Origin of the sequence: Natronobacterium texcoconense, assembly GCF_900104065.1 — an archaeon.
Classification (GTDB): Archaea; Halobacteriota; Halobacteria; order Halobacteriales; family Natrialbaceae; genus Natronobacterium; species Natronobacterium texcoconense.
Window position 1 is genome coordinate 23,013 of sequence record NZ_FNLC01000004.1, and the last position, 26,216, is coordinate 49,228.

30 protein-coding genes are annotated in these 26,216 nt (G+C 62.5%); 15 read left to right on the forward strand and 15 right to left on the reverse strand.

What is annotated here, in order from left to right; genetic code table 11:
- Window positions 1-6 precede the first annotated feature (6 nt).
- Entirely contained in the window at window positions 7-1,425 is a 1,419-nt protein-coding gene (locus tag BLR35_RS16160) for an APC family permease (RefSeq protein WP_090384255.1), read from the reverse strand.
- Window positions 1,426-1,619: 194 nt separating this feature from the next.
- Here BLR35_RS16160 and BLR35_RS16165 point away from each other — a divergent pair, with 194 nt between their 5' ends.
- On the forward strand, window positions 1,620-2,615 hold the full coding sequence (locus BLR35_RS16165) for a radical SAM protein (RefSeq protein WP_090384257.1): 996 nt from the start codon (window positions 1,620-1,622) through the stop codon (window positions 2,613-2,615).
- Between the two features lie 231 nt (window positions 2,616-2,846).
- Here the strand turns inward: BLR35_RS16165 and BLR35_RS16170 are convergent, their stop codons facing one another.
- A complete protein-coding gene (locus tag BLR35_RS16170) occupies window positions 2,847-4,109 on the reverse strand; it encodes a helix-turn-helix transcriptional regulator (protein WP_170831061.1) in 1,263 nt (420 codons plus the stop codon).
- 149 nt (window positions 4,110-4,258) lie between these two features.
- On the opposite strand from BLR35_RS16170, the gene BLR35_RS16175 reads away from it, so the two are divergent.
- Window positions 4,259-5,518, forward strand: coding sequence for a DUF7096 domain-containing protein (locus BLR35_RS16175; RefSeq protein WP_090384262.1), 1,260 nt, complete (start codon window positions 4,259-4,261; stop codon window positions 5,516-5,518).
- A gap of 75 nt (window positions 5,519-5,593) precedes the next feature.
- Window positions 5,594-6,082: a type IV pilin domain-containing protein gene (locus BLR35_RS16180; RefSeq protein WP_090384265.1), complete on the forward strand. Its 489-nt coding sequence runs from the start codon at window positions 5,594-5,596 to the stop codon at window positions 6,080-6,082.
- Here the strand turns inward: BLR35_RS16180 and BLR35_RS16185 are convergent, their stop codons facing one another.
- A complete protein-coding gene (locus tag BLR35_RS16185) occupies window positions 6,083-6,706 on the reverse strand; it encodes a methyltransferase domain-containing protein (RefSeq protein WP_090384267.1) in 624 nt (207 codons plus the stop codon).
- 228 nt (window positions 6,707-6,934) lie between these two features.
- Here BLR35_RS16185 and ahaH point away from each other — a divergent pair, with 228 nt between their 5' ends.
- From ahaH to BLR35_RS16225, 8 genes are read left to right on the forward strand one after another with little or no spacing between them, the layout of a single operon-like run.
- Window positions 6,935-7,267, forward strand: coding sequence for an ATP synthase archaeal subunit H (ahaH, locus tag BLR35_RS16190; protein ID WP_090384270.1), 333 nt, complete (start codon window positions 6,935-6,937; stop codon window positions 7,265-7,267).
- On the forward strand, window positions 7,254-9,515 hold the full coding sequence (locus BLR35_RS16195) for a V-type ATP synthase subunit I (RefSeq protein ID WP_090384273.1): 2,262 nt from the start codon (window positions 7,254-7,256) through the stop codon (window positions 9,513-9,515). The genes ahaH and BLR35_RS16195 overlap by 14 nt, the downstream gene beginning before the upstream one ends.
- Window positions 9,516-9,520: 5 nt before the next feature.
- Complete coding sequence (locus BLR35_RS16200) at window positions 9,521-9,778, forward strand: hypothetical protein (RefSeq protein WP_090384275.1); 258 nt, start codon at window positions 9,521-9,523, stop codon at window positions 9,776-9,778.
- Between the two features lie 21 nt (window positions 9,779-9,799).
- Entirely contained in the window at window positions 9,800-10,381 is a 582-nt protein-coding gene (locus tag BLR35_RS16205) for a V-type ATP synthase subunit E (RefSeq protein ID WP_090384277.1), read from the forward strand.
- A complete protein-coding gene (locus BLR35_RS16210) occupies window positions 10,378-11,430 on the forward strand; it encodes a V-type ATP synthase subunit C (RefSeq protein WP_090384280.1) in 1,053 nt (350 codons plus the stop codon). The genes BLR35_RS16205 and BLR35_RS16210 overlap by 4 nt, the downstream gene beginning before the upstream one ends.
- Window positions 11,427-11,759 (forward strand): V-type ATP synthase subunit F, encoded by a 333-nt coding sequence (locus BLR35_RS16215; RefSeq protein ID WP_090384282.1) that lies wholly within the window; start codon window positions 11,427-11,429, stop codon window positions 11,757-11,759. The genes BLR35_RS16210 and BLR35_RS16215 overlap by 4 nt, the downstream gene beginning before the upstream one ends.
- A 3-nt stretch (window positions 11,760-11,762) precedes the next feature.
- Window positions 11,763-13,526, forward strand: a complete 1,764-nt coding sequence (locus BLR35_RS16220; RefSeq protein WP_090384285.1) for an ATP synthase subunit A — start codon at window positions 11,763-11,765, stop codon at window positions 13,524-13,526.
- Between the two features lie 2 nt (window positions 13,527-13,528).
- Entirely contained in the window at window positions 13,529-14,938 is a 1,410-nt protein-coding gene (locus BLR35_RS16225) for an ATP synthase subunit B (RefSeq protein WP_090384287.1), read from the forward strand.
- Between the two features lie 263 nt (window positions 14,939-15,201).
- On the opposite strand, the gene BLR35_RS16230 is transcribed toward BLR35_RS16225, so the two are convergent.
- Complete coding sequence (locus tag BLR35_RS16230; RefSeq protein ID WP_139169315.1) at window positions 15,202-15,462, reverse strand: hypothetical protein; 261 nt, start codon at window positions 15,460-15,462, stop codon at window positions 15,202-15,204.
- Entirely contained in the window at window positions 15,459-15,725 is a 267-nt protein-coding gene (locus BLR35_RS16235) for a DUF8143 family protein (RefSeq protein WP_090384292.1), read from the reverse strand. The genes BLR35_RS16230 and BLR35_RS16235 overlap by 4 nt, the downstream gene beginning before the upstream one ends.
- A 61-nt stretch (window positions 15,726-15,786) precedes the next feature.
- On the opposite strand from BLR35_RS16235, the gene BLR35_RS16240 reads away from it, so the two are divergent.
- The 3 genes from BLR35_RS16240 (at window position 15,787) to BLR35_RS16250 (ending at window position 17,189) form a co-directional block, all read left to right on the forward strand.
- Window positions 15,787-15,990: a zinc ribbon domain-containing protein gene (locus BLR35_RS16240; protein ID WP_090384295.1), complete on the forward strand. Its 204-nt coding sequence runs from the start codon at window positions 15,787-15,789 to the stop codon at window positions 15,988-15,990.
- Between the two features lie 65 nt (window positions 15,991-16,055).
- Window positions 16,056-16,769 (forward strand): V-type ATP synthase subunit D, encoded by a 714-nt coding sequence (locus BLR35_RS16245; protein WP_090384297.1) that lies wholly within the window; start codon window positions 16,056-16,058, stop codon window positions 16,767-16,769.
- 6 nt (window positions 16,770-16,775) lie between these two features.
- Entirely contained in the window at window positions 16,776-17,189 is a 414-nt protein-coding gene (locus tag BLR35_RS16250; protein ID WP_090384299.1) for a DUF6276 family protein, read from the forward strand.
- Between the two features lie 90 nt (window positions 17,190-17,279).
- Here the strand turns inward: BLR35_RS16250 and BLR35_RS16255 are convergent, their stop codons facing one another.
- From BLR35_RS16255 to BLR35_RS16285, 7 genes are all read right to left on the reverse strand, one after another.
- Window positions 17,280-17,672, reverse strand: a complete 393-nt coding sequence (locus BLR35_RS16255) for a DUF5811 family protein (protein ID WP_090384302.1) — start codon at window positions 17,670-17,672, stop codon at window positions 17,280-17,282.
- Between the two features lie 69 nt (window positions 17,673-17,741).
- A complete protein-coding gene (locus BLR35_RS16260) occupies window positions 17,742-18,239 on the reverse strand; it encodes a pyruvoyl-dependent arginine decarboxylase (protein WP_090384305.1) in 498 nt (165 codons plus the stop codon).
- A 57-nt stretch (window positions 18,240-18,296) separates the two neighbouring features.
- Window positions 18,297-19,532, reverse strand: coding sequence for a proteasome-activating nucleotidase Pan2 (gene pan2, locus BLR35_RS16265; protein ID WP_090384307.1), 1,236 nt, complete (start codon window positions 19,530-19,532; stop codon window positions 18,297-18,299).
- Window positions 19,533-19,621: 89 nt separating this feature from the next.
- Entirely contained in the window at window positions 19,622-19,873 is a 252-nt protein-coding gene (locus tag BLR35_RS16270; protein WP_090384309.1) for a DUF8150 family protein, read from the reverse strand.
- Entirely contained in the window at window positions 19,851-20,453 is a 603-nt protein-coding gene (locus BLR35_RS16275; protein WP_090384312.1) for a hypothetical protein, read from the reverse strand. Before BLR35_RS16275 ends, BLR35_RS16270 begins: the two co-directional genes overlap by 23 nt.
- 145 nt (window positions 20,454-20,598) lie before the next feature.
- On the reverse strand, window positions 20,599-22,392 hold the full coding sequence (gene pepF, locus BLR35_RS16280; protein ID WP_090384314.1) for an oligoendopeptidase F: 1,794 nt from the start codon (window positions 22,390-22,392) through the stop codon (window positions 20,599-20,601).
- A gap of 106 nt (window positions 22,393-22,498) precedes the next feature.
- Window positions 22,499-22,795, reverse strand: coding sequence for a hypothetical protein (locus BLR35_RS16285; RefSeq protein WP_139169316.1), 297 nt, complete (start codon window positions 22,793-22,795; stop codon window positions 22,499-22,501).
- 437 nt (window positions 22,796-23,232) lie between these two features.
- Here BLR35_RS16285 and BLR35_RS16290 point away from each other — a divergent pair, with 437 nt between their 5' ends.
- Window positions 23,233-24,597 (forward strand): M28 family peptidase, encoded by a 1,365-nt coding sequence (locus BLR35_RS16290; protein ID WP_090384319.1) that lies wholly within the window; start codon window positions 23,233-23,235, stop codon window positions 24,595-24,597.
- On the opposite strand, the gene BLR35_RS16295 is transcribed toward BLR35_RS16290, so the two are convergent.
- The 3 genes from BLR35_RS16295 to truA are packed head-to-tail and all read right to left on the reverse strand — an operon-like array spanning window position 24,594 to window position 26,166.
- Complete coding sequence (locus tag BLR35_RS16295; RefSeq protein WP_090384322.1) at window positions 24,594-24,917, reverse strand: NifU family protein; 324 nt, start codon at window positions 24,915-24,917, stop codon at window positions 24,594-24,596. The two genes, BLR35_RS16290 and BLR35_RS16295, sit on opposite strands and share 4 nt — an antisense overlap.
- A 43-nt stretch (window positions 24,918-24,960) precedes the next feature.
- Complete coding sequence (locus tag BLR35_RS16300; RefSeq protein ID WP_090384325.1) at window positions 24,961-25,203, reverse strand: hypothetical protein; 243 nt, start codon at window positions 25,201-25,203, stop codon at window positions 24,961-24,963.
- A 54-nt stretch (window positions 25,204-25,257) separates the two neighbouring features.
- Window positions 25,258-26,166, reverse strand: a complete 909-nt coding sequence (gene truA, locus BLR35_RS16305) for a tRNA pseudouridine(38-40) synthase TruA (protein WP_090384329.1) — start codon at window positions 26,164-26,166, stop codon at window positions 25,258-25,260.
- Window positions 26,167-26,216 lie beyond the last annotated feature (50 nt).

A 26,216-nucleotide genomic window follows, 5' to 3' on the forward strand; every position in this document is an offset into this window, starting at 1 on the left:
CGACGATTACTCGCCGCTCGTCACTGCGTCCGGCTGTTCGCCCGGGTCCGGCGAGTGAGTAATCTGCTCGTGGTCGTCGAGCGTTCGGAGTCGCTCGCGAAGATCGATCCCACGCCGTTCGAACTGGGTGAGTCGATATCGGAACACGGGGTAACCGAGAGCGATCCAGCCGAGAATGAGCAGTCCCATCCACGGAAGCTGTGACGACAACAGGAGCCAGAAGACGACCGTCGAGACGCCGCCGCCGATCGCGACCAGCATGAGTGCGGTCCGCGGAAGCTTGACGTGGGCGTTCCGGTACCGGTCAGGGAACATCGCCGGTAATCGCCACGCGGCAACCGAGAGCAGGAAGAAGGCATACAGGAGGACCAGCCCCAGACCGGGAGCCAGAAGCGACGGAGAGGGAGTGAACGGAACGATAACCAACGGTGGCACGCCGAGCAGAAGCACTGCTCGGTTCGGGCTCTGGTGTTCGGGATGGAGCTTCGCCAGCGCCGCCGGGAAAACGTCGTCACGCGCTGCACGCATGATCTCGCGGGAGTAGGTGACGATGAGCGTGTTGACCGTCGTGAGTCCGCCGACCACTGCGGCCAGTGCGACGAACCCACTCGCCCACCACGGCAGGAACTCGAGGGCGACCATCGCGATGCCGGCTTCCAGTCCGGCGAGTTCCGTCCAGTGCATCACGCCGACGGCGATCACGACGATCCCGATCATGAGCGACATACCGACGACCATGCTGTAGACGAGCACTCGCGGAACGTTCCGTTCCGGATCCTCGAGTTCCTCGCCGATGTCGATCGCCAGGTTGAACCCGTACATCCCGATAAAAAGCGAGATCGTCGCGACGACGAACGGGCCGTACCCTTCGGGGAACACCGGCGTGTAGTTCGCGAAATCAACGTGGAAAGCACCGGGGACGATGAACAGCAGCATGCCACCGACGATGATGGACACGAGGGCGAACTGGACGGTAGTCACGATCGAGATACCTCGAAGGTTCAACAGGACGAACGCGAGTAACACGGCTACGATCAACAGTTCCAGCGGAACGTCGACGAAAAACCGTGCGTATTCGGCGAACCCGTGGGCGGTGTACACCAGTCCGAACCAGATCGTGGGGACGACGACCCACGGGACGCTGAACCCCCAGAACGGGCCGATCAACCGCGAGGGATAGACGTATCCGCCCCCGGCGACTGGCAGCGCAGCGCCGAGTTGAATCATCACGATGACTCCAAACACCATCGGCAGTGCGGCAAAGACGACTGCCGGAACGATACTCGGACCGACGCCGTCGGCCATGAGATGTGCTGGGAGCAAGAACATCGTCACGGAGATGGCGTTGCCGACGACGAGTGCCACTGCCCCGAGCAATCCAATTTTCTTCCCGACAATCGGATCTATTTCGTCTGTTGCTACCATGTGAACACCTCACAATTCAATTCGTTCTAGAAAGTAGTTCCGTTTCAAACGAAGACGTGTTGTCTGCCGACTAGTGCTCGTTGTGTGACTTCGTGTGGTTCTCTGGCCGCCTCCAGAACAACAGTCTCGACCGGTCACCGACGACCTCGAGACGCACGACTTTTGCGTCTCCACCGGATAGGAGTGGGCAACTGATGATATCTAAGGGCTGCGAGCAGTGTGCGAAAGGCGGGAAGATGGTGCTCTTCGTCTACGGCTACTGCGACCAGCGCGATTGCTTCTACTGTCCGCTCGGCGAAAACCGCAAGAACGTCACCGACGTCTACGCCAACGAACGACAGGTCGAGAGCGACGAGGACGTTCTCGAGCAAGCCCATCGGATGGACGCGCTCGGGACCTCGATTACGGGCGGCGAGCCACAGGAAGCACTCGATCGGACCTGCCACTACCTCGAACTGCTGAAAGACGAGTTCGGCGAGGACCACCACACCCACCTCTACACGGGTATCACGGGCGGCCGCGAGAACATGCGCCGCCTCTCGGAAGCCGGTCTCGACGAGATCCGGTTCCATCCGCCGCTCGAGCAGTGGGGTGACCTCCACGGCACCGAGTGGGAGGACATCCTCTACATCGCTCGCGAGGAAGGCTTGACGCCGGCCTTCGAGATTCCCGGCATCCGCGCCGAGGAGGAGTTCCTCGAGTTCCTCGATGAAGGCGCTGCGGAGTTCTGTAACGTCAACGAGTTCGAGATGTCCCAGGGGAACTACCGGCGGATGCAGGAACAGGGCTTCGAACTCAAGGAAGATCACATGAGTGCCGTCGAGGGCTCCCGAGATGAGATCCTCGAGGTGATGGGCGACCACGAGAAGGTCTACTTCTGTACCTCCGTCTTCAAGGACGCCGCCCAGCACCGCCGTCGCCTCAAGCGCATGGCCCGGAACATCCGTCGGGAGTTCGACGACGTCACCGACGATGGGACTCTCGTCTACGGAAAGACCCGTGCGGATCCCGAACGGTTCGTCGAACTGGGCGTTCCCGAGGAGTTCTACACGGTCAAGTCGAATCACGTCGAGGTCGCCTGGTGGCTCTTAGAGGAGATGATCGAGGAGGGGGACCTCGAGGATGGCGAAATCGTCGAGCAGTATCCGAGTTACGACGGGCAGGTTGTGGAACGAACCCCACTCGCCTGACCGCGAGCGAAGCGAGCGGCTTTTTGGTGCAGATTTTTCGAGGAGCGGTCGCGAACAACGTGAGCGATCCCGACGAGAAAAAGGTGCACGTGGCAGGTCGTCGAGCGAACGCCGTTCGCCTAAAAATTCGTTTCTCGAGACGCCGTTCGAGCACTCGTTTAACTCGTCGAAGGCCGTTTGAGCCCTCTGACGGGGTGTGGGTGATCGGGTGGTACGAGAAGCAGTTGGGAGTCAATCCATCTCCACGGGGTCCACGTCCGGCAGCGTAATGAGGTTCTCCCGACCGATTCGGAGCTTTTCGATCTCGCCGTTCTCGTCCATCTTCGAGAGCAATTGCGAGACCTTCGCGTTCGACCAGCCGGTCTCCGTAACGATCGAGGCCTGCTTCATCCGACCGCCGTTTTGCTTGAGCAGTCGACGGACGCGTTCTTCGTCGCTCAACAGTTCCGGATCGATGTCGTCCTCGGGTTCCGCTTCGTGTTGCAACTCGACGCCCGAACCGGTGGACGGCTCGTTTGCGGGTTGGCTGGAACTCGAGTCGCCGGCCTCGGCAGCGGCGACAGGTGGGTTGTCGGGACCGCTGTCGTCGTCGAAGTAGGCGTGATACAGCCGGTAGATGACGTATACGATGATACCGATGGTCAGGACGGCGAGCGCGCTGGCGAGATACCAGTCGGCCCCCGTTAGTGGCGCTGCACCGCGAACGAAGACGATCTCGAGTTCGCCGTCCTCGAAGTGATGTGGGCCGTCCCAGACGAGGTGTGTCGGCGTCTCGAGGGCGTAGTTGTCCGGCGATTCGATCACGAGCCGCTGATCCGAGGTCAGGCTCGGAAACCACGTTCCGTCCGGTGAGTCGAACGCGTCACCGAAGTAGATTCGTTCCTCGTCGGCCGTGGCGAAGTTCTCCCAGGTAAACGAGTACGAAACGACGCCGACTCGCACCGTCTCGTTCTCGACGTCGATGTCGTCCGCGAGATCCGCTTCGGTTTCCGGTTCTAGCGGTTCGGTTCGTGGCTCGTCCCAGCCAGCGTCGCCGATCGCCATCTCGCGGCCGGTCGTCTCTTCGGCAGCCTCGAGTTCGGTCTGGAACGATTGTGCGTCGTATCCGACTGATCGCTGCCCGGAGACGACTGCTTCGGACCACTCGTCGAACGTCTCGTTACCTTCTTCGCCGATCAGGAGGAATCGACTCTCGATCGACCAGTGGGCGTCACCGTCGTCCTGCACCTGAATTCGTATTACCTGTGCGGGGTCGGCAGGCGGGAGTGACGTGCTGTTCGAGGAGAGAGAGGCCGACTGTACGCGTGGCTCACTAGTAGCGGAAACTGATTGGAGATCCGAGTCGGTCTCTAGGGAAGGCTGATGAGTCGCCGCCGGGTCGGGATTGGAGTTGGACGTGAAACCCGATGCCGACGGTACAGCGGCCACCGCCCCCAAAGTAGACGTTGCGAGGAGGACTGTGAGGGCAAATGTGATGGCGGTGGATAACCGCATGCGTATCAACGGGTGGTTTCCCGGGGGAAAAAACACTTTCTATAGCAGATAATACGAGCTTTCCAGCCGTCAGACGATGTATCAGAGCGTGCAGTGGCCTTCCGACCGGTGCGACCGGCTTTTATATCAGGAGCGCATACAGTGGCCCGATGAAGGGTGTGACCCCCGTTTTCCTCGCGTTGCTTCTCGTCTGTTCGCTGCCCGCGATTGCCCTCGTCGCGGCGGATCCTGGTAGCGAAGCCCGGAGTCAGTTCGACGAGAGCGTACAGCCGACCGTCGCCCAGCAGTCCGACCCTGTTAACACTGTCAACACGACGAACCGTCTCTCCCTCCCCGGTGACCCCGAAACCGAGTATGCAGAGTACGGTTCCGACCTCGGTATCGCACTCGCGAGCAGCGACGATGCCCTCCGCATCGATCACGAAGTGTTCGCGCTCTCGGAACGGGAGTTCGATCAGGCGAACATGACCGAACAGGCTACGATGGTCGAAGCCGCACACGAGCGGATCCAGGAACGGATCGACGACCTCGAGGAACGTGAGCGCGAGGCGGTTCGTGCTCATGCGAACGACGAACAAACGACGGCTGAACTAACACAGACGTTGTTGCGAAACTACCACGAGGCCGACGAGCTAGAAACGACGCTCAACCAGCTCGAATCACGTGCAGAACGAATACCTGGCTACTCGCTCCCGAGTGATGAACTTCGGGCGGATCGGGACGCGCTGAGTGCGTACCAGACCCAGCCACGGACTGGCCTCGATATCGCGAGCGAAACGGCCGATGCCGACCAGCAGTACGAGTACGTAATTCAAACGACCGAGGAGGGATACAGTCTCGCGACGATCGAAGGCGACGTGTACCTCCTCGAAACCGCTCGGTTCGACAACCGTGACACGACCGAACCCGACCAATTCAGCGGGTTCGAACACATCGACCGTGCGAACGAACTGTATCCGTGGGCTGCGGACGATACGCCACCTTCTCGACTCCACGGTGATACACGCGGTTTCTACTGGCTCGAGTACAGTCACGCTCAGGGCAACCTCGAAGTATATCTCGACGCCGGGACAGGCGATGTTTACCGAGAGATACAGGAACTTTCGATCAGTTCGCTGCCCGTTACCGACCAAAACAGCTGGGCGAACGAGAGCCTCGAGATGTCGGTCAACCAGACGGCGGCGAACGGCCCGGTCGAAGTGACGGTTACCGACGAAGAGACCGGCGACCCCGTCCCGGCGACCGTTTCGATCGAGGATCTCGAGAACGAAGAAACGGACCTGATCGAACTGGGAGAAACCGATCCGGAAGACGGTACGCTCCGGTTCGTGCCGCCGACGGGCGACTTCGAGATCACTGCGGAGACGGCAACTAACACTGTCAACGGGACCGTCTCGTCGACTGGATAACCGCCGTCGATTACGACACCTGCGTTCGTTCGCCTTCTGTTTATATACCATCACGACGCAGAGCGACGCGTGAGTATGCCGTCGGCGGCTGCCGAGTGCTGTGAGGCCGATCGAGGTGTCAGCCCGCTGGTCGGCGCGCTGGCCCTGATCGTAATTACGGTCTGTCTAGCTGCTGTCGTCGCCGTCGGCGCTGCCTCGTGGTCACTCGAGTCGACAGGCCCGAACGCGGCAGTCGAACTCGAGGTGGACGGCGACGGATCCGTACTCGTCTTCGATCACGTGGCTGGCGACTCGATCGACGTTCGCGAGTTGACGCTAACGATCGCGATCGACGGGACTGAGCTGTCGCACCAGCCTCAGCTCCCGTTCGTCGGGACGGAGGGGTTCGACGGTGCGCCGTCGGGACCGTTCAACGCCGAATCCGACCCGCACTGGCGGACCGGTGAGCGGGCGACGCTGACCGTCGCCGACACGAACGAGCCGCTGCTCGAGTCCGGTGATACCGTTACAGTCGTCCTCGCTGTCGACGGACACGCGCTCGCGGAACTCGAGGCGACGGCGTAACTACTCGGGTGCGCGAGCGACCGTCGTGATCGCGACGTCGGGATCGTAGGACGGCCCCATGAAGGCGTGTTTCACGTCCTCGAAGCCGGCGGTCTTGAACATCTCGTCCGCCTCGTGTTCGTCGTAAAACAGCATTATCGAGTCGGCGAGTCGCTGGGCGAGGAAGTTGTCCGGGTAGTTCGGGCCGACGACCAGCACCTGCCCGCCGGGTTTCAGCACGCGGCGGAACTCCCGGAGCGCGAGAATCGGGTTCGGCCAGTACTCGATCGATCCCGAGGACCAGACGACGTCGAACGTGTCGGTCGCGAACGGTAGCCGTTCGGCGTCGCCCCGGTGGAAGTGGACCGGTGGCGCGCGCTTGCCGAACTTGCCGTAGGCTTTCTCGAGCTGGTGTTCGCTCTGGTCGAGCGCGTACACTTCGTCGATGTGTTCGAGCAGTCCTTCGGTCGCGAAGCCGGTGCCACAGCCGACGTCGAGGACGGTCATGTCCTCCTCGAGGTCGAGCAACTCGAGGGCCTCGGCGCGCATCTCCTCGTTCCAGATGAAGGGGTTGACCTGGTCGTACACCTTCGAGAGGTACTTGTAGAACAGCCGGGCCCGGGCCTTGTTCTCGAGAACTCCCATTGGACGGAAGTTTCGGTCGGATCGGGATATGTCTACTGTTCCGGTCTTCGTCCTCGGTAACGGATTCGATCGGCAGTTGCAGGGGGGAACGGAGCCGATAGGCTGGCTTTCGGCGGGGGAATCGGGGCCGAGTAATCGGAGTATACTGGCTCCGGAACCGACGGGACGGACCAGACGCTTTCGCAACTACCATATACGCGCTCTTTCAAACGTTCGCTTGCTTAGAGTATGCCGAGGCCACAGGTTCTCGAACGAATCAAGTCGGCGGAGCAAGAAGCCGACGAGATCGTCGCAGAAGCGGAGGAGGATCGCGACGAGCGAATAGCCGAGGCCCGGGAACGAGCCGAGGAGATTCGCACGCAAGCACAACAGGACGCACAGGAACTCAAAGAGCGCCGACTCGAGGAGGCGCGCGAAGAAATCGACGCGGAGTGTGAACGCGTTCTCGAGGACGGCGAAGACGAGCGCGAGGAACTCGCGGGTCGCGCTCGGGATCGGATCGACGAAGTGACCGACCACGTCGTCGACCTGTTCCAGGAGGACGTCCATGCTCAGACCTGAGAAGATGAGCAAGGTCTCGGTGACCGGCTCCAAGGGCGTCATGCCCACGGTCATCGAGACGATCCACGGACTGAACCTGGTCCACCTCTCGGACTACGACGGTTCCTGGGAGGGGTTCGACAACGGTAACCCGATCGAAGGGGCCGACGACGCCTCCGAGAAGCTGGTGACGGTCCGTGCGCTCGAGAGTACGCTCGATCTCTCGGCGGACGAGGCCGACCCCGGTTCCGTCCGGCTCGCGGACGACTGGGAAGGGCGTCTCGAGGAGATCCGCACACAGATCAACGACCTCGATGACCAGCGCAGCGAGGTTCAGGAGGAACTCCGGCAGGTCGACGAACGGATCGACCGTCTCGAGCCCTTCGCGGAACTGGGGATCGAACTGGACCTGCTGTCGGGCTACGACTCCGTCGACGTCAGCGTCGGCGAAGGGCCGACGGGACAGATCGAAGCCGCGCTCGAAGCGGCCGAGGAGATCCGTACGTTCGAGACGTTCACCGGTGGCGACGTCGTGGCTATCGTGGCCGCACCCGCCGAGGACGTCGACGAGGACGACGACCCGATCGCCGACGCGCTGGTCGGCGTCGAATTCACCCGCCACGAGGTTCCGGACACCGAGAAATCACCGTCCGAGTACGTCGATGCGCTGGAACAGCAAAAGCGCGAACTCGAGGCGGAGATCGAGCGAATCGACTCGGATCTCGCGGAGATCAAGCGAAAGGACGGCGCGTTCCTGCTTCGCATCGAAGAGAAACTGACCATCGAGGTCCAGCAGGCGGAGGCTCCGCTCCAGTTCGCGACGACCGATCGGGCGTTCATCGCGGAAGGATGGATCCCGACGGCCGAGTACGACCGACTCGTTGCCGCACTCGAGGACGCCGTCGGCGACAGCGTCGAGGTCGAAGAGCTCGAGCAGGCGAGTTACGACCGCCACGGTGCTACGCACACCGAAGACGTTGCACAGGGTACGCAGGCGGCGAAAGACGACGAAGACGGTCCGAGTCCGGACGCCGACGAGCAGGAACAGCAAAAGGCCGTCACGGACGGTGGCTCGGTCGTCACGATGGACGACCAGCCGCCGACGATCCAGAACAATCCGAGAGGGGCCAAGTCGTTCGAGGCACTGGTCAAGGCAGTCAACCGGCCGAAGTACAACGAACTCGATCCGACGATCCTTCTGTTCCTGACGTTCCCGTTCTTCTTCGGGTTCATGATCAGTGACGTCGGGTACGGACTCCTGTACGTGCTGGTCGGGTACTACATGTACCAGAGCTTCGAGAGTCCCGGGATCACGAGTCTCGGTGGCGTCGCGATGTGGTGTGGCGCTTTCACGATATTCTTCGGGATCCTGTTCGGTGAATTCCTCGGACTCCACGAACTGGGCTACATCGTCTTCGGTGACGCCGGTGCGCCCATGGGAGACAAGGGTCTCACGCCAGCGACGGCTGAGTTCGTCAACGCCTGGCTGATCATCGCAATCGCGCTGGGCGTGCTCCACCTGAACATCGGCTGGATCCTCGACTTCGTCGAGAACATTCAGCACGGCCACGGTGTCTGGGGTGCGATCACCCACAGTGGCTCGTGGCTCCTGATGCTCAACGGGATCTGGATCTGGGTGTTCTCGGCGCAGGCAGCAGACGTCAAGCCGGACTTCATCTACAACGCGTTCGACGGCCAACCGTTCGCGTTCGGCTTCAGCGGCTTCCCGCTGATGGACGTCTTCACCGTCCCGGCAGCGGCCGAAGCGATTCCCGCCGTCGGCGGGGCGCTTGCTGGCTTCGACGTCACGTTCCCGCTGCTGATGGTGATCGCTGGCTTCGTGCTGCTGGCAGTCGGTGATCCCGTCGAACTCGCCGAGTTCGCAATGCCGTTCGCACACGTCGTCTCCTACGCACGGATGACCGCCGTCCTGCTCGCGAAGGGTGGGATGGCGTTCGTCGTCAACCTGCTGACGTTCGGGGCCTACCAGACCCCCGAAGGGTATCGACCGTTCGCCGCTCCATGGAACGCCATTCCCGAAGGCTCGACCGAGATGTTCCCCGGCCTGTTCCACATGGGACCGGCCGAGTTCGTCGTCGGCATTCTCGTGTTCATCGTTGGACACATCCTGGTCTTGCTACTTGGTATCACAAGTGCCGGATTACAGGGGATCCGACTCGAGTATGTCGAGTTCTTTGGGAAGTTTTATGATGGCGGTGGAAAGAACTACGAACCGTTCGGAACCGATCGAAACCACAGTGAGGATTAACTACAATGAGTGAACTCGAACTCGTCAACGCAGTACTGCAGAATGGTGTCGAAGAATCGCCCTTCCTGACCGCTGAGGGTGCCGCAGCGATCGCTGTCGGCCTCTCCGCGCTCGCCGCAGGGTATGCCGAGCGAGGTATCGGTGCCGCCGCAATCGGTGCGATCGCCGAGGACGACGACCTGTTCGTTCCTGGCCTGATCATGACCGTCCTCCCAGAGACGCTCGTGATCCTGGCTCTGGTCGTCGTCTTCATCGTCGGATAACCTCCCTCCCCTTCTCTCACAATGAGTTTGGAAACAGTCGTAGAAGACATTCGAGAAGAGGCCAACGCGCGTGCGGAGGAAATCCGTAGCGAGGCCGAGGCTCGCGCCGACGAGATCGTCTCGGAAGCCGAGGCCGACGCCGAAGAGATCGAGTCGTCGGCCGAGCAGGAGGTCGAACGCGAGACCGAGCAGCTGCGCGAACAGCGACTCTCCAGCGCGAAGCTGGAGGCGAAACAGAAACGCCTGGAGGCCCGCCGTGACGTCCTCGAGGACGTCCACGAGCAGGCCGAATCCGAACTCGTTGCCCTCGAGGGAGACGACCGCGAGGAACTCACTCGCGCTCTCCTCGAGGCTGCAAGCGAGGAGTTCGAGGATGGCGACGACGTCAGCGTCTACGGTCGTGCGGACGACCAGGAGCTGATCGAGTCGATCCTCGACGAGTACGACGACTACGAGTACGCCGGCGAGTACGACTGTCTCGGCGGCGTCGTCGTCGAGAGCGAGGGCTCTCGCGTTCGAGTCAACAACACGTTCGACTCGGTGCTCGAGGACGTCTGGGAGGACAACCTCCAGGAGATCAGTAATCGACTCTTCGACCAATGAGTCTAGGTGCCTCCAACACGGAGTACGTCAACGCTCGCGTCCGAGCACGACGAGCGTCGCTGTTTGCGGACGAAGATTACCGCAAACTGATCCGAATGGGGCCAAGCGGAATCGCGCGGTTCATGGAAGAGTCGGAGTACGAACGCGAGATCAACGAACTCGGGACGCGGTTCTCGGGCGTCGACCTGATCGAATACGCCCTGAACCGCAACCTCGCGAAGCACTTCCAGGACCTGCTCGACTGGTCCGAAGGCCGCATCGAGGACCTCATCGGTCGCTACCTCCGAAAGTTCGACGTCTGGAACCTCAAGACGATCATCCGCGGGATCTACACCGACACGCCCGCCGAGGACATCCGGACGGACCTCATTCGGGCCGGTGAACTCGACGACGCGACGATCGACCGGCTGCTCGAGGTCGACGAGATCGAGGACGCCATCGAGATCCTCGACGGGACGACCTACTACGAGCCGCTCCGTGAAGGCTACGAGGAGTTCGAGGAGACCGGCGTCCTCGTCCCTCTCGAGAACGCACTCGACCGCGAGTTCTACGAGCACCTGCTCGACGACCTCGGTCGCCCCCAGGAGGGGCCGGAAGCGAAGTACGTCGAGTTCCTGCAGGCCGAGATCGACTTCCGGAACGCCCGCAACGCACTGCGACTCGCTCGCAGCGGTGCCGACCTCGATCCGGCGACCTACTACATCGAGGGTGGCGTCCTGTTCGAGGAGTCGGAACTGAACCGACTCGTCGCGGACTACGACGAACTCGTCGATCACATCGCCGAGAACAAACGCTACGGCGACCGACTCTCCGGAGCACTGGATCGGCTGCGCGATGCTGACAGCCTTATCCAGTTCGAGCACGCACTAGACGCTGCGTTGCTCGAGTACGCGGATACCCTCTCGAGTATCTATCCGGTGTCGGTGTCGGCCGTGTTGTCGTACATCCTCGCGAAAGAACGCGAGGTCGAGAACATCCGCGCGATCGCACGGGGCCGTGAGGTCGGTCTCGACGAAAGCGAAATCGAAGAGGAGCTGGTGATCCTATGAGCCAGGAGATCGCAGTCGTCGGCAGTCCGGAGTTCACTACCGGTTTCCGCCTCGCGGGAGTCCGGCGCTTCGAGAACGTCCCGGACGACGAGAAAGACGACGAACTGGACGACGCAGTGACGGACGTCCTCGCGGACGAGGGCGTCGGTATCGTCGTCATGCACGACGACGACCTCGACTACCTCTCACGGGGCGTTCGTCAGGACGTCGAGACGAGCGTCGAACCGGTCGTCGTCACCATCGGCAGCGGAACCGGTGGCGGCGGACTGCGCGACCAGATCAAACGCGCGATCGGTATCGACCTAATGGAAGAGGACGAAGACAGCTAAACTATGAGCCAGGCAGAAGACATCGAATCCGTCGACGAAGACGGTGTAATCGAAAGCGTGAGCGGTCCGGTCGTGACCGCCATGGACCTCGACGCCCGGATGAACGACGTCGTCTACGTCGGCGACGAAGGACTGATGGGCGAGGTTATCGAGATCGAAGGGAACCTGACCACCATTCAGGTGTACGAGGAGACGTCCGGCGTCGGCCCGGGCGAACCCGTCGAGAACACGGGCGAGCCCCTTTCCGTCGACCTCGGACCCGGTATGCTCGACTCTATCTACGACGGCGTCCAGCGTCCGCTGGACGTCCTCGAGGACAAGATGGGGACGGCGTTCCTCGACCGCGGGGTCGACGCCCCCGGTATCGACCTCGAGAAGAAGTGGGAGTTCGAGCCCGAAGTCGAGGAAGGCGACGAAGTCGAACCCGGCGACGTCGTCGGGATCGTCTCCGAGACGGTCACCATCGACCACAAGGTCATGGTGCCGCCGGACTACGAGGGTGGCGAAGTCACCTCGATCGAGAGCGGCGAGTTCACGGTCGAAGAGACCGTCGCCGAACTCTCCTCCGGCGAGGAAATCCAGATGCGCCAGGAGTGGCCGGTCCGTGAGGCCCGACCTGCGGGCAACAAGGAGACGCCGACCGAGCCGCTCGTGACGGGACAGCGCGTCCAGGACGGACTGTTCCCGCTCGCGAAGGGTGGGACGGCGGCGATTCCCGGTCCCTTCGGTTCCGGGAAGACCGTCACCCAGCAGCAACTCGCCAAGTGGTCCGACGCGGACATCGTCGTCTACATCGGCTGTGGCGAGCGTGGCAACGAGATGACCGAGGTCATCGAGGACTTCCCGGAACTGCCGGACCCACAGACCGGGAACCCGCTGATGGCCCGGACCTGCCTCATCGCCAACACGTCGAACATGCCCGTCGCAGCCCGTGAATCCTGTATCTACACGGGTATCACGATCGCCGAGTACTACCGCGACATGGGCTACGACGTCGCGCTGATGGCCGACTCCACCTCCCGGTGGGCAGAGGCCATGCGTGAGATTTCGAGCCGACTCGAGGAGATGCCCGGCGAGGAGGGGTACCCTGCGTACCTCGCCGCCGCGCTCTCCGAGTTCTACGAGCGAGCCGGCAAGTTCCAGCTGATCAACGGCGACGAGGGATCGATTTCGGTCGTCGGTGCCGTTTCGCCGCCGGGCGGGGACTTCTCCGAGCCGGTCACCCAGAACACGCTGCGTATCGTCAAGACGTTCTGGGCGCTGGACGCCGACCTCGCGGAACGTCGGCACTTCCCGTCGATCAACTGGAACGAGTCCTACTCGCTATACAAGGACCAGCTCGACCCCTGGTGGGAGTCCGAGATCGCCGACGACTGGTCGGAGGTCCGCCAGTGGGCTGTCGACACCCTCGACGAAGAGGACGAACTGCAGGAGATCGTCCAGCTCGTCGGCAAGGACGCGCTGCCGGAAGACCAGCAGCTCACGCTCGAAGTCGCTCGCTACCTGCGTGAGGCCTGGCTCCAGCAGAACGCACTCCACGACGTCGACACCTACTGTGAACCCGAGAAGACCTACCGGATGCTGACGGCGATCAAGACCTTCAACGACGAGGCCTTCGATGCGCTCGAGGCAGGCGTCCCGGTCGACGAGATCCAGGACGTCGACGCTGCACCGCGACTCAACCGGATGGGCACCTCCGAGGACTGGGAGGCGTTCATCGAGGACATCGAGAGCGATCTCGAAGAACAACTGCGAGCACTGTACTAACGATGAAAGAGTACCAGACTATCACGGAAATCAGCGGTCCGCTGGTGTTCGCCGAAGTCGACGAACCCGTCGGCTACGACGAGATCGTCGAGATCGAGACACCACAGGGCGAGACCCTGCGCGGACAGGTACTGGAATCGAGCGAAGGTATCGTCTCGATCCAGGTGTTCGAAGGGACTGGCGGTATCGACCGCAACGCCTCCGTTCGCTTCCTGGGCGAGACGATGAAGATGCCCGTCACCGAGGATCTGCTCGGACGGGTGCTCGACGGCTCCGGGAACCCGATCGACGACGGTCCGGAGATCGTCCCCGACAAGCGACAGGACATCGTCGGCGAGGCGATCAACCCCTTCTCGCGTGAGTACCCCGAGGAGTTCATCCAGACCGGCGTCTCCGCCATCGACGGCATGAACACGCTGGTTCGTGGCCAGAAGCTGCCGATCTTCTCCGGATCGGGGCTGCCACACAACGAACTCGCGCTCCAGATCGCCCGTCAGGCGACCGTGCCGGAAGAAGAGGAAGGCGACGGCGAAGGCTCGGAGTTCGCAGTCATCTTCGGTGCGATGGGGATCACCCAGGAAGAGGCAAACGAGTTCATGGACGACTTCGAGCGCACCGGTGCGCTCGAGCGGTCGGTCGTCTTCATGAACCTCGCGGACGACCCGGCAGTCGAACGTCAGGTCACGCCGCGACTCGCACTTACCACGGCCGAATACCTCGCCTTCGAGAAGGACTACCACGTGCTGGTCATCCTCACGGACATGACCAACTACTGTGAGGCGCTTCGTGAGATCGGTGCCGCACGTGAGGAGGTTCCGGGCCGACGTGGTTACCCGGGTTACATGTACACCGACCTGGCTCAGCTCTACGAGCGCGCCGGTCGTATCGAAGGCAAGGACGGATCTGTCACCCAGATTCCGATCCTGACGATGCCCGGCGACGACGACACCCACCCGATTCCGGACCTGACTGGCTACATTACCGAGGGCCAGATTATGATGGATCGGGACCTGAACAGCCAGGGTATCGAGCCGCCGATCAACGTCCTGCCCAGCCTGTCGCGGCTGATGGACGACGGTATCGGTGAGGGCCTGACCCGCGAAGACCACGGCGACGTCTCCGACCAGATGTACGCCGCCTACGCTGAGGGTGAGGACCTGCGCGACCTCGTGAACATCGTCGGTCGCGAAGCACTCTCCGAGCGGGACAACAAGTTCCTCGACTTCGCCGACCGCTTCGAAACGGAGTTCGTCCAGCAGGGGTACGACACCAACCGTTCGATCGAGGAGACGCTCGATCTCGGCTGGGACCTGCTCTCGATGCTCCCCAAGACGGAACTCAACCGTATCGACGAGGACCTCATCGAAGAGCACTACCGCGAAGAGGCAGTCGAAGCCACCGCGGACGACTGAGACGTCGACTGTAGCGATTTCGTCGTTTATCAGCTTTTTTCCCGCCGTCGGAACGCCGTACTGTTTACCTGATAGGGGTTGCTGTACGCTCGGCCGGTCTGGTCGTCCTGCGGTGAATTACGCGATATCAGCCGTTAACAGGTACGGAACGGTGCTTGTCGCGATGTAACTGTACTGTTCACGAACTTGCCGCCAGTTTCTCTCACTCGCTTCTATAGAACTCGGTCGTTCAGGGATTCGGACGTCGCGTTCGGCTGGAGACATCAGGGTCCCTGCCACTGCAGCGACGTGAGGAACACGAGAATCATCACTGCGAGAATTACGAGTGCGTGATCCGTCGCCCACCGTTCGAACGCCGATGAGAGTACCACTCCAGCGGCGAGCATCCCGAAAATACAACCCATTAGGATTCTGTAGACTTCGCCAGTGACTACCCCGTGGACGAAGATAATCGCGCCGAATGCTGCGAAGAACGCCATCGCCATGCGATTGGTAGCGGCCTCGTTCTCTCGAGCACCCGTCACTGTCGATCGTCGTCCCAGTTCGATTCGTCGACTCCCCATCCATACGCCTCGCTTCGTTCGTCACCGTTCGCGCCGGACCTGTCGTCGCGCTCGCTCGAGCGCGCTCGATCGAACCCGCGTCCTCCACGTTCCCTCGCGAGTCGTTCGGCTTCGTCTCGGTCGAGGACGGTCGCGTTCGACGTCTCACCGAGGATGGCAGCCCACACCGCGATGGTGAGCAGGATACCGAGCAGGAAGACGACGAAGACGGCGCCAGCGGACATCGTTTCTCCTATCGTCGCTCCGAACACAAAGAATTTGTTACTGGGATGAGCAGAACGCGCCATGCGAGACGACGACCGCGGCTGTCCGAAGTGTGGACACGAAGAGACCGAGATGGACGAGATCTCCACGACCGGCAGCGGAATGTCACGTTTCTTCGACATCCAGAACCGCCGGTTCATCGTCGTGAGCTGTACGAGTTGTGGCTACTCCGAACTGTATCGCGGCCAGTCTTCCGGTGAGATCGTCGACCTCTTCCTCGGGTAGAACGACCGGGTTCGCCAGCAAAACTGTAAACAGTTATCCGGCTGGGAGCGCAATCCACCGACAAGATGGCCAAGGACGTAAAGCCCACCCGCAAGAACCTGATGGAGATCGAAGACCGCATCGAACTCTCCGAACGCGGGCACGGCACCCTCGAGAAGAAACGGGACGGGCTGATCATGGAGTTCATGGACATCCTGGACAAGGCCCAGGACGTCCGTGGCGACCTCGCCGACGACTACGAGCAGGCCCAGAAGAAGATCAACATGGCACGCGCCATGGAGGGCGACGTCGCGGTTCGCGGGGCTGCAGCCGCACTCCAGGAACACCCCGAGATCACCACTGAATCGAAGAACATCATGGGCGTCGTCGTCCCACAGATCGAATCCTCGCGCGTCTCCAAGAGCCTCGACGAACGCGGCTACGGTATCATGGGCACCTCCGCCCGCATCGACGAGGCCGCAGAAGCCTACGAGGACCTCCTCGAGAGCATCATCCTCGCCGCCGAGGTCGAGACGGCGATGAAGAAGATGCTCCGCGAGATCGAAACGACGAAGCGCCGCGTCAACGCACTCGAATTCAAACTCCTGCCCGAACTCTACGACAGCCAGGAGTACATCGAGCAGAAACTCGAGGAGCAGGAACGCGAGGAGACGTTCCGCTTGAAGAAGATCAAGGACAAGAAAGAGCAAGAGGAGAAAGAAGCCGAACAGGAAACGACAGAAGACGAGGAGGAACCGGTCGAACAGGCCGCTGCGGGTGGCGTCGCCGGCGGAAACTAGTCGCCGATGTCCTGTTCGGAGTGTGGATCGCCGACGATCGACTTTTCCCTTCCCGAGCGGTACCGGGCGTCTCTCTCGACGGACGCCGCCGTCGCGAACTGTTGTACGCGCTGTCTAACTGTCGAACCAGTTACGGACGCCGACACCGACGCGTCGACTCCCGAGTTCGGCCGGATCAGCGACGCCGTTCCGACCGATCAGGAGCAAGCGATCCCACTCCTGCTGGCGCTCGAACTCGCCGATTCACTCGCGACGAACCGAGACGCGATCGAATCGCTACTTCGGGACGTCGAACGGGCAGGCGCGGATCCGTTACTCGCGATCGATCGACTCGCGCGTGACCCCGACCTCGAGCCGCGGGTCGACCTCGAGAGGCGGAGTCACCAGATCGAACAGCTGTTGTACTATAGTAACAACTGAAACTGTTTGCACACCGATCGCACCGCCGTCGTGCGATCGGGTGCACACTGACTTTCAGTGGCTACTATAGAAGAGAGCTAGTCGAGCCCGTTACTTCGCGGTCGGCGTTACGTTCTCGCCGATCGCCTGTTTGACCTGTAACGCCGCGGTCGCAGCCAGACCGCGGGCGACCTCGTCGCGTTCGTCAGCCGTGATAATCTCCTCGGAGACGTCCTCGAGGTCGGGAGTGAAGCCGGCACTGACCGCGTGGCCGACCGGCGGTCGAACGGCGACGGTCACCTGCGGGCCACCGACGCCGGTCGAGACGTCCGAGTCGACGACGTACTCGTTCGGGAGGTACTCGCGCGTGCGCGCGGCGATCCGCGTCACGTCCCGGTGGAGCAGCCGCTTTTGCGTCCTCGAGAGGTCCGGAACGTCGACCGAGGCACGCTGACCAGCGGCTGTTTCACCCGGCAGCCCGGCATACGGCGTATTTCCGTTCATGAGAAGTCTGTACACTAACAAAGTGCCGATGAGTGAAAAGGGTTGGCCTCGATGCACTTGCGCCCGGAATTACAGCAGCGGGTCGCTGTCGCCGTAAACCGCGACGACGACTGCTGTCGTGTAGGTGCCCGAGTCGGCCTGTCCGTTCTCGACTGCGACCTGCGTTTCGTCGAACTCCCAGTCGCGTAGCTCCTGGCCAGTGGCGATTCCTTCACGGACTCGTCGCTCGACGTCTTCGGGGTCGATCTCGCCGGCAGCCTCGTAGAAGAGTCCGGGTCCGAGTTTCGACGCGGAGTCGTCGGACCGGGACTGTGACCACGCAAGTGCGGCGCTGACGCTTCCCGGGCCGGCGGTCGTCGCTCGCGCCTCGACCACGGTCAGCCGCTCTCCTGCCGGCCCGAGATCAGGTGCGGTGCCGACGGCCTCGACGTCGACGCCAGCCGGGATCACCGAGGAGACAGAGACGAGATTGTAGTTCTCGATGCCAGCGTCCGCAAGCGCGGCGTCGTAGGACGACATCGCAGTCGGCGCAGAGGCAGAACCCCAGACGACTCGAATCGTGCTCATGGTCGCTCTCGGGGATCGACGGCGTAAGGAGTTGCGGTTCGAGAGCGAAAAGAGAGGCTACTGGTAGAAATAGCCGGCCGACGAAATCACGTCGCTCGAGTCGTCGTCTTCCAGTTTCTCCAGTGCATCCACGAAGTCCTCGTGGCGGACCTCGTCGCGTTCGTTGCGGATGGCGAACATGCCGGCCTCGGTTGCGAGGCTCTCGACGTCGGCACCGGAGTAGCCCTCGGTCTCGTCGGCGAGGTCGCCGAAGTCGATCTCGTCGGAGACGTTCATGCCACGGGTGTGGATCTCGAGGATCTGCTCGCGGCCGTCGCGATCGGGTTCGGGGACTTCGATGAGGCGGTCGAACCGGCCCGGACGCAGGATAGCGCGGTCGAGCATGTCGAAGCGGTTGGTCGCGGCGATGATTCGGATCTCGCCGCGGGCCTCGAAGCCGTCCATCTCGGAGAGCAGTTGCATCATGGTTCGCTGGACCTCGGCGTCGCCGGAGGTCTTCGACTCCGAGCGGGTGGTCGCGATGGCGTCGATTTCGTCGATGAAGATGATGGCGGGTTCGCGCTCGCGGGCCATCTCGAAGAGGTCGCGGACGAGTCGCGAGCCCTCGCCGATGAACTTGCGGACGAGTTCGGAACCAGCCATCTTGATGAAGGTGGCGTCGGTCTTGTTCGCGACCGCTTTCGCGAGCATCGTCTTCCCGGTTCCCGGCGGGCCGTACAGAAGGACGCCGCTTGGCGGGTCGATGCCGACCTCTTCGAACCGTTCGGGTTCGGCGAGTGGCTGTTCGACGGCTTCGCGAACCTCCCGGACCTGCTCGTTGATGCCGCCGATGTCCTCGTAGCTGACCTCCGGCCGCTCCGTGATCTCCATCGACTGGGCGCGGGCGTCGGTCTCCGCCTCCAGCACCGTCTGGATTGCAAAGGAGTCGTTGACAGCGACGCGGTCGCCGGCCTCGACGCGGTCGACGATTCGCGGAGAGACCTCGGTGAGGACCTCCTGGTTGTTGCCGTGCTGTTTGACGACGACCTCGCCGTCGTCGTCCATCACGTCCTCGACGGTCGCGATGTACAGCGACGAACTCTTGAGCGTCTCGTTTTCCCGTTCGACGCGATCGACCTTCTCCCGGAGGCGGCCGCGGCGGTCTTCGGCCTCCTCGAGCTGGGTCGAGAGCTGTTCGTTGACGTCCACGAGATCTTCGAAGTGGCCCCTGAGCGCCTCGAGCCGCTCGTCTTCGGGGAGATCGGGATCGATATCGCGATGAGGTCGGTCGGGAATAGACGGGCTTCGAGACATCCTGACGTTCCCGGGTACGGGGCCCACGATAAATGTGCCTTTGGGTCCCGGTCGGTTTTCGGGGAGGGCGAGATAGTTCCAGTAGCGAATTAGTCGCGGTCGGTTTGCTCCGCCTTCAGTTGTCGGGCGACGTCTCGGACGCGTTGCTCGTGCTCAGCCGAGAGTCCTGTCTGCTGGGCACTCTCGAGTTGTGAATCGACGACTGCGTTCTGTTGCGGGCCCCAGACCTCGGGTGGATTCTCGGTAATGTAGTCGACCCAGTCCGTGACGGCGGCTAATCGCTCTTCGTCGATTCGTTCGTGTTTCGCCGCCAATCTCTCAAATTTCTCTGAGTCGCTCATACGTATCGAGAACGTCCAGTTCGGTAGCCCAGTGTTCGAGGTCCGTCTCCCTAAGCGTTTCTCCGAAGAGCGAATAGAGGTGAGCGGCGTCTTCGAAATCTTTCTGCCCGCCCAGGTAGAGTTTGTACGCGATCTGAAGTTCGAGCGGACCGATTGGGATCGTCTCACCGGCAACCCGTGCTTCGATCGCGTTCGAGAGCGAGGCACGGTCGAATTCGTCAGTCGGGAACTTCACTTCCAGATGTGGCGTCGTTTGCCCGTCCGGGGCGACCCAGATGTTCGTCCCTTCGGAAAGATTTCCGTACATCTCCTCGAGCGGCATCGCCGGCCCCCAATAGTCGGCATCTCGGAGTTCTTCGACTACCGTCTCGATTTCGGTCTCAGAGAGCGGTTCGACGAGTACGTCGATGTCGTCCGTCGCTCGTGGACGGCCAGTGAGAATAGCGAGGTAGCCCGCAATGTAAACATGTTCGACGTCGAGATCGGATAGAACTGCGGAGAAGTCGATAGCGAGTTCATCGAGAGCGTTAGGTTCGCGATCAACGACGAGTGTATCGCCGCGAAGTTCGATTCCGCTCATCGTCGGTACTTGTGTGACGTCGTCAATAAGTGTGTACTACAGTTGGGGATCGGGTCAGCGTGTCATACGGATTGCTGTAACGATTTACCGGCGCAACCGCCGCCCGGGTCGCGGTTGCGCCGGAAATGACTTACAGTAAACCGTATCAGCCCAGCAGCGACTCCATCTCCTCGAGTCGCTGCCCGTACGTCTCGAGTGCACGCTCGATCGGTTCCGAACTGCTCATGTCGACGCCAGCAGTCTGCAGCAACTCGAGCGGGTACTCGCGAGAGCCCTGCCGGAGGAACTCGAGGTAGTCTTTGGCTGCGGTCTCGCCTTCTTCGAAGATACGGTCGGTGATCGCGAGCGCGGCGGAGATGCCGGTCGAGTACTGGTAGACGTAAAAGGCCCGGTAGAAGTGCGGGATGCGCATCCACTCGCGGGCGATGCGGTCGTCGACGGCTGCTGGTTCGTAGTACTCCGCCTTCAGGTCTCCGAAGAGTTCATCCAGTCGGTCGGCGGTGAGGGGTTCGCCTTCTTCCTCGAGTCGGTGGGCCTCGTGTTCGAACTCGGCGAACAGGGTCTGGCGGTAGAGCGTCGAGCGAACGCGCTCGAGGAATTCGTTGAGGACGGCCTTGCGGAACTCGGGATTGTCGACGGTCTCGAGCAGGTGGTTCGTCAGCAAGGCCTCGTTGACGGTGCTTGCGACCTCGGCGACGAAGATTTCGTAGCTCGAGTAGACGTACGGCTGCTGTTCTTTCGTGAACTGGGAGTGCATCGAGTGGCCGAGTTCGTGGGCCAGCGTGTACATCGAGGCGACGTCGTCCTGGTAGTTCATCAGGATAAACGGCTGGGTGTCGTAGGTGCCACTAGAGTAGGCTCCCGACTGTTTGCCCTCGTTCTCGTAGACGTCGACCCAGCGCGACTCGAGGCCCTCGGCGACGCGGGACTGGTATTCTTCGCCCAGTGGTTCCAGTGCGTCGACGACGTATTCGGTTGCCTGGTCGTACTCGAGGTCGGGGCCCTCGTCGCCGGTCAGGGGCATGTAGAGGTCCCACATCTGGAGGTCGTCGACCTCGAGGGCCTCGCGTTTCAGTTCCGCGTGGTGGTGGAGCTTCTCGAGGTTGTCGTTGACGGTTTCGACGAGGTTGTCGTAGACGGAGACGGGGACGTTCGGACCGTCGAGCGCGGCTTCGCGGGCGGTGTCGTAGTTGCGCGCCTGCGCCGTCTTGACGTCTGCCTTGACGCTGTTCTTGTAGGCCGCGGCGACGGTGTTTCGCATGGACTCCCACTCGTCGAAGTAGTTCTCGTAGACGCGCTGGCGGAACTCCCGGTCGGGGCGTTTGAGCAGGTTGGTGAAGTTGCTCTGGGTGATCTCGACGGCATCTCCGTCGGGGTCTTCGACAGTGGGGAACTCCATGTCCGCGTTCGAGAGCATGTTGTAGACCTCCCCGGTCGCACCCGTGACCTCGCTCAGGTCCGCGAGCAGTTCCTCGACCTCCGCCGACCGCGTGTGCGGTTTCATCCGGAGCACGTCGTCGACGTAGTGGTCGTACGTCTCGAGGTCGGATACGTCGTCGATCATCTCGTCGAACTCCTCGCGGGTCAGTTCCTGCAGTTCGGGTTCGATGAACGACGACGCAGACTGGGCGTCGGCCGCGAGCGACTGTGAACGGGCAGTCAGCGCCTGATAGTGCTGGTCCGTGGTGTCCTCGTCCCGTCGCATTCGGGCGTAGGCCGCGACGGTCGACACCTCGCGCATGATCTCGTCGCGCAGCTCCAGCACCGACAGCAACGTCTCGGCGTCGTCGGTAACCTGTCCCTCGTAGTTCGAGAGTTCCTCGACGCGTTCGGCGACGTTCTCGTAGGCCTCCTCCCAGTCGTCGTCGGTCGCGTAGATGCTCTCGAGATCCCAGGTGTACTCCTCGTCGATTTCCGAGCGTTCGGGGACTGAACTCATAGCACGTGCTTCGAAACGAAAGTGGTAAAACGTATCGGACGACGAGCGCAGCCACTCGGCCGTCGACGTTTGTCAAGACCTACGGAAGGCTCTCTGGCGGACGACGTCACGGCATAGAGATGGTGACGTCGGCCGTCGCAACGGTTTCGCCGTCGGATCGGACGTCGATGGTCACGCTGTTTTGGTCCGGATGAATCCAGTCCCAGTGGATGTCGGCCGTCTCCGTCTGATTCGGTGGCACGACCAGTTCGTCTTTCGGCGTGGTTTTCTCTTCGTCCCCGTCGAAGGTGAGGGTTATTCGAGTCACTCGTAGCGGCGTATCACTCCGATTTTTGATGCGTACTTCGAACGTCTCGACGGCGTATTTCGTCCCGCGTTCGTCGAGTTCCAAGCGAGTATCCACGATTTCGGCTCTCGAACGCGATTCGCCGGGGATGGAGGGGGACTCTTTCAGCGGATCCGACGACGTAGGCATGCTTCGTTTGGTGCCGTCGCCGGACGGCTCGCCGTCCGGAGCGAATTTGGTGAAACACCTGTAACACCGGTAGTATCTCTCGGACGGTGGAAACATCGCCCCACCCGTCCGAATCCTCCCCACGAGGAACCTGCTCTCGCAGTTCGGACACGACGGCCTTCCGAGTACCATACCCAAAGGTAATCTCGAGTACGTATGGGTTTTTGGAAAGTGACTGTCATCGAACGAAACCGGCTCTCGCCGTCGGCGGGCGGCAGGCGTTCGCTCGACGATCCTCAGTCGGTGTGCAAACAGGTTCGGTGGCTCCTGTAGCCGCCGGGATTCGTGACCATCAACGTATTCTGTCCGAGCGTGTACGAACGTGTATGGACGACGGATTCGCTGACGACGAACGTCTCGAGCGGGCGCTCGGTCGAGCCTGGCGTGACGACCTGCCGTGGGAGTTGCTGACCGAACTGACGCAACTCCCACACCGAATGGGTGGCTCCGAGCACGAAGCGCGTGCGGCCGAAATCGTCGCCGAGACGTTTGCGGAAGCAGGCCTCGAGGACGTCGAACAGCGGGAGTTCCCGATGCACCACTGGCAGCGAGGTCACACCGAATTCGAGGTGGTACGCGAGGACGGCCCCGATCGTACGTTCGCGGCGATTGCGCTTCCATACTCGCCTGCTGGCGACGTCGAGGGCCCGCTGGTCGACGTCGGCTACGGTACGCCCGAGGAGATCGCCGAGGCCGATCTCGAGGGGGGAATCGCCGTCGCGAGCACGACCACGCCCGCCGAGAAGCGGTTCGTTCACCGCATGGAGAAGTTCGGCCACGCCGTCGACGCCGGTGCGGAAGCGTTCGTCTTCGTCAATCACGTCGACGGGCAGCTTCCGCCGACGGGTGCACTCGAGTTCGCCGGCGAAGCAATTGCGCCGGGGATCGGCGTCAGCGCGGAGACTGGCGACTGGCTCAGGGAGTACGCCGAACGCGGAGCCCACGGCCGAATTACGGTCGATGCGACAACCGACGAGGGCTCGAGTCGCAACGTCACCGGCGTCGTCGGTCCCGACACCGACGAAGAGATTCTCGTGGTCGCTCACTACGACAGCCACGACGTCGCCGAAGGCGCACTCGACAACGGCTGCGGGATCGCGACGGTCGCCGGCGCAGCGTCGACCCTCTCGGAAGTCGCCGACGAACTCGACCGTCGGGTCCGGATCGCCGGCGTCGGCTGCGAGGAGATCGGGCTGCTCGGCGCGGAGGCGCTGGCCGAGGGCCTCGACCTCGAGTCGGTCCGCGCGGTGGTCAACGTCGACGGTGCTGGCCGGTTCCGGAACCTGGTAGCGATGACCCACGGCTCCGACGATCTCGGTAACCTGGCGGAGCGGGTAACTGACGCGGCCGGGCAACCGGTCGTCCGCGACGACGACCCCCATCCGTTCAGCGATCACTGGCCGTTCCTCCGGGCGGGCGTCCCGGCGCTGCAACTGCACAGCGATCCACCGGAGGGCGGCGAACGCGGCCGTGGCTGGGGCCACACTGCAGCCGACACGCGGGACAAGGTTGACCCGCGAAATCTGCGGGAACACGCCATGCTGACGGCACTGCTGGTGCTCGAGTTGACGGACGAGGACGAATCGGTCTCGCGGATCGACGTTGCGGATCTGCGGGAGAAATTACGAGCGCAGGACTACGAGCCGGGAATGCGAGCCGCTGGAATCTGGCCCGACGGCTGGAACAGTTAGAACGGCGTATCCGGCGGCACGTCCCGCGAAGACCCCTCTCCCAGACCGTCGAAGCCGGTCGTGACAGCGACCGAATCGATCGCCTCGACGTCTCCCGGAAGCCGTCGCTGGATCGCCTGGGTCGTCATCGGACTCACGCCACAGCCGGTACACGCGCCACTGAGGTTGATCTCGACGTGACCTGCCTCTACGTCGACGTCGACGATCGAGAAGTCACCGCCGTGGCCCTGGATCTGCGGAAAGTTTCGCGCGAGAAACGACGAGACGTCGTTTCGAACCTCGTCTTCGCGGTCCGCGTCGGCGCGCCGGGAATCACTCATGTGAGTCGAGAGGGACTCGAGCGTGGTATACCTGTCTCTCCACCTACCCGCGCATCTCGGCGTCGACCGCCGTCCGAACGACTCGAGCGACGCCGAGCATGACGGCGAAACAGCCGGCGAAGACGAGCGCGGCGAACAGGAAGAGACCGAGACCGACGGCTCCGGCGTTCGGGTGGGTGAGCAACGGCGACGAGATGCGGACGGCGAGCGCGAGGAGCAACACTCCTGCGGCGACGCGGATCGACGCACGCCAGTATGCACCGTACTCTTCCGGCGACAGTTCCATGCGCCGAACTGTGTACTGGGGGTAAAAAGCCTCTTCGTCCGCCGTCGGCCGCCGCTACGAATCGCTGGTCTCGACGCCGTCGGCTAACTCCCTCGCGACTCGTGCTCCCGTCTTTCGTTCGAGCGCCCGCTCTCCGAACACCGCTCGTGCGCTCGCGGCAGCCGCCTCGTCGACGGTAAACTCGAGGTCGGGGTACGCGACGGCGGTCAACACCAGCGGCTCGGGCGCTGCAGGGGCGACGCCCTCGGGCCCCGGCAACGGCTCGGGCGAGAACACCCGGTCGACCTTCTCGAGGCTCGACGTTCCGGCCCCGATTTCGCGGACGAGAGAGACGAGTCGTCGGACGAGTTGGTGGGCGAAACCGCCGGCAGCGACGGTAAAGACGAGGTAGTCGCCGTCCCGACTCGCCTCGATCGACAGCGAGCGTTCGGTGCGGTCGGGGTCGTCGTCGGGCGTGAGGTTGTGGTAGTCGTGGCTGCCGGAGAGTTCCCGGCAGGCTTTCCGGACGAGTTCGTCGTCGACGCGGGCGACGGACTCGAGCGAGAGGGGAGTTTCACCGTCCGCAGGTGGCGCGTACAGCTGGTAGGTGTACTCTCGACGGGTCGCGTGGTGGGTCGCGTGGAACCCCTCGGGTGCGTCGGCGCTGGCCCACGCCCGAACGTCTGCAGGTAACTCCGCGTTGAACGCACGCGGCGTGAGCCAGTCCGGAACCTCGAGTCCGATCGTCTGGGCGAGCGCGGAGACGCCCCTGTCGGTTCGTCCCGCGGCGGCGTAGCCGGCCGGCTTCTCGGCGTCGGGGGCGAGCACCTCGAGCGATCGAAGCGCCTCGAAGACCGCGTCCTCGACGGTCGGGACGGACGGCTGGCGCTGGTAGCCGTAGTAGTCGGTGCCGTCGTAGGCGATCCGGAACGCACGCAGCTTTCTCTCGTCCGGGGTCGACGACGGTGTCCGGGGCGCGGGCATCGTTCGTACTCGACGATTCGCGCCACGGAGTTAGAGGCGTCGTTACTCCG